This window comes from Escherichia sp. TW09308 (assembly GCF_000208565.1).
In the GTDB taxonomy this organism is placed as follows: Bacteria; Pseudomonadota; Gammaproteobacteria; order Enterobacterales; family Enterobacteriaceae; genus Escherichia; species Escherichia marmotae.
In genome coordinates this window covers 2,349,861-2,361,995 of the sequence record NZ_AEME01000001.1, presented here as the reverse complement: position 1 = coordinate 2,361,995, position 12,135 = coordinate 2,349,861, and the positions used below count along the sequence as shown (strand labels likewise).

9 protein-coding genes and 1 pseudogene are annotated in these 12,135 nt (G+C 52.0%); 7 read left to right on the top strand and 3 right to left on the bottom strand.

Translation table 11 applies throughout. The annotated features are described in order from the left end of the window. Positions 1-67 precede the first annotated feature (67 nt). The 7 genes and pseudogenes from fkpB (at position 68) to caiF (ending at position 8,926) form a co-directional block, all read left to right on the top strand. Positions 68-517: an FKBP-type peptidyl-prolyl cis-trans isomerase gene (fkpB, locus tag ESM_RS0111255; protein WP_000004655.1), complete on the top strand. Its 450-nt coding sequence runs from the start codon at positions 68-70 to the stop codon at positions 515-517. Position 518: 1 nt separating this feature from the next. Next, positions 519-1,469, top strand: a complete 951-nt coding sequence (ispH, locus tag ESM_RS0111250) for a 4-hydroxy-3-methylbut-2-enyl diphosphate reductase (RefSeq protein ID WP_001166388.1) — start codon at positions 519-521, stop codon at positions 1,467-1,469. A gap of 65 nt (positions 1,470-1,534) precedes the next feature. After that, a pseudogene (gene rihC / locus ESM_RS01000000124660) lies at positions 1,535-2,442 on the top strand (ribonucleoside hydrolase RihC). A gap of 166 nt (positions 2,443-2,608) precedes the next feature. Next, positions 2,609-3,430: a 4-hydroxy-tetrahydrodipicolinate reductase gene (gene dapB / locus ESM_RS0111240; protein ID WP_000543592.1), complete on the top strand. Its 822-nt coding sequence runs from the start codon at positions 2,609-2,611 to the stop codon at positions 3,428-3,430. Between the two features lie 456 nt (positions 3,431-3,886). Beyond that, positions 3,887-5,035, top strand: coding sequence for a glutamine-hydrolyzing carbamoyl-phosphate synthase small subunit (gene carA / locus ESM_RS0111230; RefSeq protein ID WP_001517722.1), 1,149 nt, complete (start codon positions 3,887-3,889; stop codon positions 5,033-5,035). A 17-nt stretch (positions 5,036-5,052) separates the two neighbouring features. Beyond that, positions 5,053-8,271, top strand: coding sequence for a carbamoyl-phosphate synthase large subunit (gene carB / locus ESM_RS0111225; RefSeq protein WP_001126327.1), 3,219 nt, complete (start codon positions 5,053-5,055; stop codon positions 8,269-8,271). A gap of 259 nt (positions 8,272-8,530) precedes the next feature. Beyond that, positions 8,531-8,926 carry a carnitine metabolism transcriptional regulator CaiF gene (gene caiF, locus ESM_RS0111220; RefSeq protein ID WP_000333133.1) on the top strand — a complete coding sequence of 132 codons (396 nt, stop codon included), beginning with the start codon at positions 8,531-8,533 and terminating at the stop codon, positions 8,924-8,926. Positions 8,927-9,044: 118 nt separating this feature from the next. On the opposite strand, the gene caiE is transcribed toward caiF, so the two are convergent. The 3 genes from caiE to caiC all read right to left on the bottom strand — a co-directional run bounded on the left by caiE (position 9,045) and on the right by caiC (position 12,086). Then, positions 9,045-9,635 (bottom strand): carnitine operon protein CaiE, encoded by a 591-nt coding sequence (gene caiE / locus ESM_RS0111215; protein ID WP_000122899.1) that lies wholly within the window; start codon positions 9,633-9,635, stop codon positions 9,045-9,047. 5 nt (positions 9,636-9,640) lie between these two features. Next, the gene (gene caiD / locus ESM_RS0111210) at positions 9,641-10,426 is read right to left on the bottom strand and encodes a crotonobetainyl-CoA hydratase (RefSeq protein ID WP_000004392.1); all 786 of its coding nucleotides are present in this window, start codon (positions 10,424-10,426) and stop codon (positions 9,641-9,643) included. A gap of 106 nt (positions 10,427-10,532) precedes the next feature. Next, positions 10,533-12,086 carry a crotonobetaine/carnitine-CoA ligase gene (gene caiC / locus ESM_RS0111205; protein ID WP_001517723.1) on the bottom strand — a complete coding sequence of 518 codons (1,554 nt, stop codon included), beginning with the start codon at positions 12,084-12,086 and terminating at the stop codon, positions 10,533-10,535. Between the last annotated feature and the right edge of the window lie 49 nt (positions 12,087-12,135).

Sequence of the window (12,135 nt, the reverse complement as noted above, 5' to 3'; positions counted from 1 at the left end):
CTACAGATTGCTGCGAAATCGTAGGCCGCATCCGGCAAACATCCTCAAAATACAAGAGCAAACCTGCATGTCTGAATCTGTACAGAGCAATAGCGCCGTCCTGGTGCACTTCACGCTAAAACTCGACGATGGCACCACCGCTGAGTCTACCCGCAACAACGGTAAACCGGCGCTGTTCCGCCTTGGTGACGCTTCTCTTTCCGAAGGGCTGGAGCAACACCTGCTGGGGCTGAAAGTGGGCGATAAAACCACCTTCTCGCTGGAGCCTGATGCGGCGTTTGGCGTACCGTCACCGGACCTGATTCAGTACTTCTCCCGCCGTGAGTTTATGGATGCAGGCGAGCCAGAAATTGGCGCAATAATGCTTTTTACCGCAATGGATGGCAGTGAGATGCCTGGCGTGATCCGCGAGATTAACGGCGACTCTATTACCGTTGATTTCAACCATCCGCTGGCCGGGCAGACCGTTCATTTTGATATTGAAGTGCTGGAAATCGATCCGGCACTGGAGGCGTAACATGCAGATCCTGTTGGCCAACCCACGTGGTTTTTGTGCCGGGGTAGACCGCGCTATCAGCATTGTTGAAAACGCGCTGGCCATTTACGGCGCACCGATTTATGTCCGCCACGAAGTGGTGCATAACCGCTACGTGGTCGATAGCCTGCGCGAGCGTGGCGCTATCTTTATTGAGCAGATCAGCGAAGTGCCGGATGGCGCAATCCTGATTTTCTCCGCGCACGGTGTTTCCCAGGCTGTACGCAACGAAGCGAAAAGCCGCGATCTGACGGTATTCGACGCAACTTGTCCGCTGGTGACCAAAGTGCATATGGAAGTCGCCCGCGCCAGCCGTCGTGGCGAAGAATCTATTCTCATTGGCCATGCCGGGCACCCGGAAGTGGAAGGTACGATGGGGCAGTACAGTAACCCGGAAGGGGGAATGTATCTGGTCGAGTCACCGGACGACGTGTGGAAACTGACGGTCAAAGACGAAGATAAACTCTCCTTTATGACCCAGACCACGCTGTCGGTGGATGACACTTCGGATGTTATCGATGCGCTGCGTAAACGCTTTCCGAAGATTGTCGGGCCGCGCAAAGATGACATCTGTTACGCCACCACCAACCGCCAGGAAGCGGTACGCGCACTGGCAGAGCAGGCGGAAGTGGTATTGGTCGTTGGTTCGAAAAATTCATCCAACTCCAATCGTCTGGCGGAACTGGCGCAGCGTATGGGCAAACGCGCGTTTTTGATTGATGATGCGACAGATATCCAGGAAGAGTGGGTGAAAGACGTTGAATGTGTCGGCGTGACTGCGGGGGCATCGGCTCCGGATATTTTGGTGCAGAATGTGGTTGCACGTTTACAGCAGCTTGGCGGCGGCGAAGCCATTCCGCTGGAAGGCCGCGAAGAAAACATTGTTTTCGAAGTGCCGAAAGAGTTGCGTGTGGATATTCGTGAAGTTGATTAAGTCATTAGCAGCCTAAGTTATGCGAAAATGCCGGTCTTGTTACCGGCATTTTTTATGGAGAAAACATGCGATTACCTATTTTCCTCGATACTGATCCCGGCATCGATGATGCCGTTGCCATTGCCGCCGCGATTTTTGCTCCCGAACTCGACCTGCAACTGATGACCACCGTTGCGGGTAATGTCTCAGTTGAGAAAACCACGCGTAACGCCCTGCAACTGCTGCATTTCTGGAATGTGGATATTCCGCTCGCCCAGGGCGCTGCTGTACCGCTGGTACGCGCGCCGCGTAATGCGGCATCTGTGCACGGTGAATGGCTGGCTACGACTTTGTTGAACACAACAGAAGCCCGCTGGATAAACCGGCATTTCTGGCTATTCGTGATGCTCTGATACGTGCGCCAGAACCCGTTACTCTGGTGGCTATCGGCCCGTTGACCAATATCGCGCTGTTACTTTCACAATGCCCGGAATGTAAACCGCATATTCGCCGTCTGGTGATCATGGGCGGTTCCGCCGGACGCGGCAACTGTACGCCAAACGCCGAGTTTAATATCGCAGCCGATCCGGAAGCAGCGGCATGTGTCTTCCGTAGTGACATTGAAATTGTCATGTGTGGTCTGGATGTCACCAATCAGGCGATATTAACCCCAGACTATCTCGCCACGTTGCCGGAGTTGAATCGTACCGGGAAAATGCTTCACGCCTTGTTTAGCCACTATCGCAGCGGCAGTATGCAAAGCGGTCTGCGTATGCACGATCTCTGCGCTATCGCCTGGCTGGTGCGTCCGGATTTGTTCACCCTCAAACCCTGTTTTGTGGCGGTGGAAACTCAGGGGGAATTTACTTCGGGCACTACGGTCGTTGATATTGACGGTTGCCTGGGTAAACCTGCCAATGTACAGGTGGCGCTGGATCTGGATGTGAAAGGTTTCCAACAGTGGGTGGCTGAGGTGCTGGCCCTGGCACCATAACCTGTCACATATTATCGGCATGTAGTCATTTACTGACTCATGCCTTTCACTGATATCCCTCCCTGTTTATCATTAATTTCTAATTATCGGCGTTTTTGGCTGGCGGCGTAGCGATGCGCTGGTTACTCTGAAAACGGTCTATGCAAATTAACAAAAGAGAATAGCTATGCATGATGCAAACATCCGCGTTGCCATCGCGGGAGCCGGTGGGCGTATGGGCCGCCAGTTGATTCAGGCGGCGCTGGCGTTAGAGGGCGTGCAGCTTGGCGCGGCGCTGGAGCGTGAAGGATCTTCTTTACTGGGCAGTGACGCCGGTGAACTGGCTGGAGCCGGAAAAACCGGCGTTACCGTACAAAGCAGCCTGGATGCGGTAAAAGATGATTTTGATGTGTTTATTGATTTTACCCGTCCGGAAGGCACGCTGAACCATCTGGCATTTTGTCGCCAGCATGGCAAAGGGATGGTGATTGGCACGACGGGTTTTGATGACGCAGGCAAGCAGGCGATTCGTGATGCCGCCGGGGATATTGCGATTGTCTTTGCCGCCAACTTTAGTGTCGGCGTTAATGTGATGCTTAAGCTGCTGGAGAAAGCCGCTCAGGTAATGGGTGACTACACGGATATCGAGATTATTGAAGCACATCACAGGCATAAAGTGGATGCGCCGTCGGGCACTGCGCTGGCGATGGGAGAGGCGATTGCCCATGCACTGAACAAAGATCTGAAAGATTGCGCAGTTTACAGCCGTGAAGGTCATACCGGTGAACGAGTGCCAGGCACCATTGGTTTTGCCACCGTCCGTGCCGGCGACATCGTTGGCGAACATACCGCCATGTTTGCCGATATTGGCGAACGTCTGGAGATTACGCATAAGGCTTCCAGCCGCATGACCTTTGCTAACGGCGCGGTAAGATCGGCTTTGTGGCTGAATGGCAAAGAAAGTGGGCTTTTTGACATGCGAGATGTGCTTAATCTCAATGCGTTATAACAACAAAACATTAGTGTTGATGCAAAAATAACACATCCAACCTTATGATTATAAAGGGCTTTAAATTTTAGCCCTTTTATTTTGATTGTTCTTATTGTTAATTGGTGTGAGTTGCTAAAAATATCATGTTTTGTTGGTGATTTTTGTTGTTTTAATGTAAATTTTGACCGTTTGGTCCACTTTTTATCTGACGAAATTGGTTTTATACATTCTTCTCTCTGCGCAAGCGTTTTCCAGACTATGTTAGATGATATTTTTGCCGCTTAATGCCATCAAAATATGTGTGATGCATAAAATCATATAATAAATACTGCGATTGAGTTGACTTTTAGCTTCCATATCTCCAGAATGCCGCCGTTTGCCAGAAATTCGTCGGTAAGCAGATTTGCATTGATTCATGTTATCATTGTGAATTAATATGCAAATAAAGTGAGTGAATATTCTCTGGAGGGTGTTTTGATTAAGTCAGCGCTATTGGTTCTGGAAGACGGAACCCAGTTTCACGGTCGGGCCATAGGGGCAACAGGTTCGGCGGTTGGGGAAGTCGTTTTCAATACTTCAATGACCGGTTATCAAGAAATCCTCACTGATCCTTCCTATTCTCGCCAAATCGTTACTCTTACTTATCCCCATATTGGTAATGTCGGCACTAATGACGCCGATGAAGAATCCTCCCAGGTACATGCACAAGGTCTGGTGATTCGCGACCTGCCGCTGATTGCCAGCAACTTTCGTAATACCGAAGACCTCTCTTCTTACCTGAAACGCCATAACATTGTGGCGATTGCCGATATCGATACCCGTAAGCTGACGCGTTTACTGCGTGAGAAAGGCGCACAGAATGGTTGCATCATCGCGGGCGATAACCCGGATGCGGCGCTGGCGTTAGAAAAAGCCCGCGCGTTCCCTGGGCTGAACGGCATGGATCTGGCAAAAGAAGTGACTACCGCTGAAGCCTATAGCTGGACACAAGGGAGCTGGACGCTGGCTGGCGGCCTGCCGGAAGCGAAAAAAGAAGACGAGCTGCCGTTCCATGTGGTGGCCTACGATTTCGGTGCTAAGCGCAACATCCTGCGGATGCTGGTGGACAGAGGCTGCCGCCTGACTATCGTTCCGGCGCAAACGTCTGCTGAAGACGTGCTGAAAATGAATCCGGACGGCATCTTCCTCTCGAACGGTCCTGGCGACCCGGCTCCATGCGATTACGCTATTACCGCCATCCAGAAATTCCTCGAAACTGACATCCCGGTATTTGGCATCTGCCTCGGTCATCAGTTGCTGGCGCTGGCCAGTGGCGCGAAGACGGTCAAAATGAAATTTGGTCATCATGGCGGCAACCATCCGGTTAAAGATATTGAGAAAAATGTGGTGATGATTACCGCCCAGAATCACGGTTTTGCGGTGGACGAAGCAACATTACCTGCAAATCTGCGCGTGACGCATAAATCCCTGTTCGACGGTACGTTACAGGGCATTCATCGCACTGATAAACCGGCATTCAGCTTCCAGGGGCACCCTGAAGCCAGCCCGGGGCCGCACGACGCAGCTATGTTGTTCGACCACTTTATCGAGTTAATTGAGCAGTACCGTAAAACCGCTAAGTAATCAGGAGTAAAAGAGCCATGCCAAAACGTACAGATATAAAAAGTATCCTGATTCTGGGGGCTGGCCCGATTGTTATCGGCCAGGCGTGTGAGTTTGACTACTCTGGCGCGCAAGCATGTAAAGCCCTGCGTGAAGAGGGTTACCGCGTCATTCTGGTGAACTCCAACCCGGCGACCATTATGACCGATCCGGAAATGGCCGATGCGACCTACATTGAGCCGATTCACTGGGAAGTAGTACGCAAAATTATCGAAAAAGAGCGCCCGGATGCAGTTCTGCCAACGATGGGCGGCCAGACAGCGCTGAACTGTGCACTGGAACTGGAGCGCCAGGGCGTACTGGAAGAGTTCGGCGTAACCATGATTGGTGCCACCGCCGACGCGATTGATAAAGCAGAAGACCGTCGCCGTTTCGACGTGGCGATGAAGAAAATCGGTCTGGAAACCGCGCGTTCCGGTATCGCGCACTCAATGGAAGAAGCACTGGCGGTTGCTGCTGACGTGGGCTTCCCGTGCATCATTCGCCCCAGCTTCACTATGGGCGGTAGTGGTGGCGGTATCGCTTATAACCGCGAAGAGTTTGAAGAAATTTGCGCTCGCGGTCTGGATCTCTCCCCAACCAAAGAGCTGCTGATTGACGAGTCGCTGATTGGCTGGAAAGAGTACGAGATGGAAGTGGTGCGTGATAAAAACGACAACTGCATCATCGTCTGCTCTATCGAAAACTTCGATGCGATGGGCATCCACACCGGTGACTCCATTACCGTAGCGCCAGCCCAGACGCTGACCGACAAAGAATATCAAATCATGCGTAACGCCTCGATGGCGGTACTGCGTGAAATCGGTGTTGAAACGGGCGGTTCCAACGTCCAGTTTGCGGTTAACCCGAAAAACGGTCGTCTGATTGTTATCGAAATGAACCCGCGTGTATCCCGCTCTTCGGCGCTGGCGTCGAAAGCCACTGGCTTCCCGATTGCCAAAGTGGCGGCGAAACTGGCGGTCGGTTACACCCTCGACGAACTGATGAACGACATCACCGGCGGTCGTACTCCGGCCTCTTTCGAGCCGTCCATTGACTACGTGGTCACCAAAATTCCTCGCTTTAACTTCGAGAAATTTGCCGGGGCTAACGACCGTCTGACCACCCAGATGAAATCGGTTGGTGAAGTGATGGCGATTGGTCGCACGCAGCAGGAATCGCTGCAAAAAGCCCTGCGCGGCCTGGAAGTGGGCGCGACCGGTTTCGATCCGAAAGTGAGCCTCGATGATCCGGAAGCCCTGACTAAAATCCGCCGTGAACTGAAAGATGCAGGCGCAGAGCGTATCTGGTACATCGCAGATGCCTTCCGTGCGGGCCTGTCTGTAGACGGCGTCTTTAACCTGACCAACATTGACCGCTGGTTCCTGGTACAAATTGAAGAGCTGGTGCGTCTGGAAGAGAAAGTGGCAGAAGTGGGTATCACTGGCCTGAACGCTGACTTCCTGCGCCAGTTGAAACGCAAAGGTTTTGCCGATGCGCGTCTGGCTAAACTGGCAGGTGTGCGCGAAGCGGAAATCCGCAAACTGCGCGACCAGTACAACCTGCACCCGGTCTACAAACGCGTTGATACCTGTGCCGCAGAATTTGCGACTGACACTGCGTACATGTACTCCACCTATGAAGATGAGTGCGAAGCGAATCCGTCCACGCGTGACAAAATCATGGTGCTCGGCGGCGGCCCGAACCGTATCGGCCAGGGTATCGAGTTTGACTACTGCTGCGTACACGCCTCGCTGGCGCTACGCGAAGACGGTTTTGAGACCATTATGGTTAACTGTAACCCGGAAACCGTCTCCACCGACTACGACACTTCCGACCGTCTCTATTTTGAGCCGGTAACCCTGGAAGATGTGCTGGAAATTGTGCGCATCGAGAAACCGAAAGGCGTTATCGTCCAGTACGGCGGTCAGACCCCGCTGAAACTGGCGCGCGCGCTGGAAGCCGCTGGTGTACCGGTTATTGGCACCAGTCCGGATGCCATCGACCGTGCGGAAGACCGTGAACGCTTCCAGCACGCGGTTGACCGTCTGAAACTGAAGCAACCGGCGAACGCCACCGTTACTGCTATTGAGATGGCAGTTGAGAAGGCGAAAGAGATTGGTTACCCGCTGGTGGTGCGTCCGTCTTATGTTCTTGGCGGTCGGGCGATGGAGATCGTCTACGACGAAGCCGACCTGCGTCGTTACTTCCAGACCGCGGTGAGCGTGTCCAATGATGCCCCCGTGCTGCTGGATCACTTCCTCGATGATGCGGTAGAAGTCGATGTGGACGCTATCTGCGACGGCGAAATGGTGCTGATTGGCGGCATTATGGAACATATTGAGCAGGCTGGTGTGCACTCTGGTGACTCAGCGTGTTCTCTGCCTGCATACACGTTAAGTCAGGAAATTCAGGATGTAATGCGCCAGCAGGTGCAGAAACTGGCCTTCGAATTGCAGGTGCGCGGCCTGATGAACGTGCAGTTTGCAGTGAAAAACAACGAAGTCTACCTGATTGAAGTTAACCCGCGTGCGGCGCGTACCGTTCCGTTCGTCTCCAAAGCCACCGGTGTTCCGTTGGCGAAAGTGGCAGCACGCGTGATGGCAGGTAAATCGCTGGCTGAGCAGGGCGTGACTAAAGAAGTTATCCCGCCGTACTACTCGGTGAAAGAAGTGGTACTGCCGTTCAACAAATTCCCGGGCGTTGACCCGCTGTTAGGGCCAGAAATGCGCTCTACCGGGGAAGTGATGGGTGTTGGTCGCACCTTCGCTGAAGCGTTTGCTAAAGCACAGTTGGGCAGCAACTCCACGATGAAGAAACAGGGCCGTGCGCTGCTCTCCGTGCGCGAAGGCGACAAAGAGCGTGTAGTGGACCTGGCAGCAAAACTGCTGAAGCAGGGCTTCGAGCTGGATGCAACCCACGGTACAGCGATTGTGCTGGGTGAAGCGGGCATCAACCCGCGTCTGGTTAACAAGGTGCATGAAGGTCGTCCGCACATTCAGGATCGTATTAAGAATGGCGAATATACCTATATCATCAACACCACTTCAGGCCGTCGCGCGATTGAAGACTCCCGCGTGATTCGTCGCAGTGCGCTGCAATATAAAGTGCATTACGACACCACCCTGAATGGCGGTTTCGCTACCGCAATGGCGCTGAATGCCGATGCGACCGAAAAAGTGATTTCGGTACAAGAAATGCACGCGCAGATCAAATAATGGAGTGTCATGGCGGATATGTTTTATCCGCCATTTTGATCAAATATCTAATACGGTTCTCTGATGAGAACCGTTTTTTTTACCAATAAGGAAAATCTTTCCTGAAATCTATATTTTTGATGATGTAAGCAGGATTTAGCTCACACTTATCAACAGTGAAGTTGCATATTATCGATATAACTACAATTTTAATATGGCCTTGTTTAATTGCTTAAAACGAGTCATAGCCAGATTTTTAATTTGTGAAACTGGAGTTTGTATGTGTGAAGGATATGTTGAAAAACCACTCTATTTGTTAATTGCTGAATGGATGATGGTTGAAAACCGGTGGGTGACGGCAAGAGAGATCTCTATTCATTTCGATATTGAACACAGCAAGGCGATTAATACCCTGACTTATATTCTGTCGGAGGTCGCAGAAATAAGCTGCGAAGTTAAGATGATCCCTAATAAGCTGGAAGGGCGGGGATGTCAGTGTCAGCGGTTAGTAAAAGTGGTTGAGATTGATGCACAAATTTATGCGCGTCTGCGGAATAATAGCCGGGAAAAATTAGTCGGCGTAAGAAAGACGCCGCGTATTCCGACCGTTCCGCTCACGGAGCTTAACCGCGAGCAGAAGTGGCAGATGATGTTATCAAAGAGTATGCGTCGTTAATTTAATCTTGTGGATATCGCGAGACCTGGTTGCCGGATGCGATGCTGGTGCATCTTATCTGGCCTACGGGGGCTCTCCGGCCAGGTCGGATAAGGCATTTACGCCACGTCCGACGATGTTACCGCTTTGGCGTCACATTCGTCGTCCCCTGTAAACGGGGGCGATTTTCCTCCATTTGCCTCAACGGCTGTGTTTCTCGTAACGATGCATGGCAGCGCCCGACCAAATCCTGATATTCTTTGGTATTCAACCGCTTCCAGTGCAACTCTTCATCGCTGACGCTGCGCACCGCACGGGCTGGCGTGCCCATCAACAACTGACGTTTCTCGCCGCTAAAGCCCGCTTTGACAAAACTCATGGCGGCAACAATGCTTTCTTCGCCAATGACCGCGCCATCCATAATCACGCTGTTCATCCCGACCAGGGCATCACGGCCAATCATACAGCCATGCAGGATAGCACCATGACCGATATGACCGTTTTCCCCCACAATGGTGTCAGTGTCGCAGTAGCCGTGCATGATGCAGCCATCCTGAATATTGGCTCCTGCTTGTACAATCAGCCGTCCGTAATCACCGCGTAGCGAGGAGAGGGGGCCGATGTAAACGCCGGCTCCCACAATTACATCGCCAATCAATACTGCACTGGGATGAACAAACGCCGTCGGGTGAACCACCGGAATTAACCCTTCAAAGGCGTAATAGCTCACGGTTGTTAACGCCCTTTCCACACTGGATCGCGCTTCTCAGCAAACGCCAGTGGCCCTTCAATGGCATCTTCCGAATGCAGCACTGCAGGGTAATGTTGCAACACGCCGCTGCGAATAAAACGATACGCCTCTTCGACCGGCATTTCGCTGGTGGTGCGGTAGATCTCTTTTAGCGCCGCAATCGCCAGCGGGGCGCTATTAACCAGTTGCTGTGCCAGTTCGCGGGCGTTATCCATTAGCTCCGCCTGGCTAACCACGCGGTTGACAATCCCCCAACGCAGCGCCTCTTCTGCGCCCATCCGTCTGCCAGTCATCACCATTTCATTGACGATAGCAGGCGGCAGGATCTTCGGCAGACGCAGCACGCCGCCGCTGTCCGGAACGATGCCCAGTTTAGCTTCCGGTAGGGCAAAACTGGCGTTATCGGCACAAACAATAAAATCTGCTGCCAGCGCCAGTTCAAAGCCACCGCCAAAGGCGTAGCCGTTCACGGCTGCGATGACCGGTTTATCGAGATTGAAAATTTCAGTTAATCCGGCAAAACCGCCTGGGCCGAAGTCAGCATCTGGTGCTTCGCCTTCTGCTGCCGCTTTTAAATCCCAGCCAGCGGAAAAGAATTTTTCTCCGGCACCGGTAATAATGGCGACGCGTAATTGCGGATCGTCACGGAAATTAAGAAATGCTTCGCCCATTTCAAAGCTGGTTTTAGCATCAATTGCATTAGCTTTTGGACGGTCAAGGGTAATTTCCAGAATTGATCCATTGCGGGTCAGATGTAATGATTCACTCATTCCTTTTCTCCATTTTTGCTTTTTCAGGGACGACAATGCCCTGCAAAAAATGCATATTATTTTATGGTGTGATTATTAGCTGGCGAGATAATTCCCGCGGTTTCATTTATTTAAGATTCTTTCTGATTATTTTCCCCGAACAGTTACGCGGCAGATCTTTTCTGATTTCCAGATAAGATGGCACTTTAAATTTCGCCATATTCTGCTCACAGAAGAAGAAAAATTCTTCTTCGCTCAATGTTTCGCCTTCATTCAGCACCACAAACGCTTTGATGGCTTCATCACGAATAGAATCTTTAATACCAACGACCACAATGTCCTGAATTTTTGGATGCGCGGAGATAATATTTTCCAGCTCTACACAAGAGACATTCTCGCCACCGCGTTTGATCATATTGCAGCGACGATCGACGAAGTAAAAAAAGCCCTCTTCGTCGCGGTATCCCGTATCGCCGGTATGCAACCAGCCATCGGCTTCCAGGACTCTGGCGGTGGCCTGCGGATTGAGAAAATATTCTTTGAAGATGGTTTTCCCTGGTTCGCCTTTAATGCAGATTTCGCCAATCTCCCCCGCGGGGAGTGGGCGATTGTGATCGTCGCGGATCTCCGCTTCGTAGCAAAATCCTGCACGACCAATCGACGGCCAGCGACGCTTATCGCCGGGGCGATCGCCGATAATGCCGACAATGGTTTCTGTCATCCCGTAAGACGTCAGCAAGCGGACGCCGAAGCGTTCACAAAACGCGTCTTTTTCCTGCTCTGACAGGTTGAGGTAAAACATCACTTCCCGCAGGCAGTGTTGCCTATCGTTCGCAGAAGGTGGTTGTACCATCAGGGTGCGGATCATCATCGGAATACATTCGGTGACGGTGGCGCGATACTTTTGTACTTGCCCCCAGAAGGCGCGGGCGCTGTATTTTTCCACCAGCACAAAGGTCGCACCCGCCGAAAATGCCGCCATCGCCGCAGTACACTGGCAATCGATATGAAACGCAGGCATCACCGTCAGGTAGACATCATCGTCACGCACTGCACATTGCCAGGCGGAGTAATATCCGGCGAAGCGCAGATTGTAATGGGTAATTACCACCCCTTTCGGGCGGGAGGTTGTACCGGAGGTAAAAAGAATTTCCGCCGTATCGTCGGTCGATAACGGCGGTGCGTAGCACAAGGTTGCAGGTTGCTGAGTTTTCAGTTGTGCAAACGAACTGGCACCATCACCAGCGGGAAGCGCCACATCGGTCAGGCAAATATGCCGTAGTTGCGTGGCATCTTCCTGCTGAATCTGCCGATACATAGGATAAAATTGTGCACTGGTCACCAACAGACACGCCTGGCTGTTTTGCAGGATCCACGCGCTCTCTTCACGCAGCAGTCGGGCATTAATCGGCACCATAATCGCGCCAATTTTTGCCAACCCGAACCAGCAAAAGATAAATTCCGGGCAGTTGTCGAGATGCAGCGCGACCTTGTCGCCTTTGCGAATTCCCAGCGTATAAAACAGGTTTGCCGTGCGGTTAATTTCTTGATTTAACTCAAGATAACTATACCGGTTGACGTTCCCGCCGCTGGATTCACAAATTAGCGCCGTTTTATGACCGTAAACGTCCGCCAGATCGTCCCACATTTGACGTAGATGTTGTCCGCCAATGATATCCATTGCACCTCTATCCATTTTGTTCGTTTGTTATTGGGCGGGTGCTAGTCAG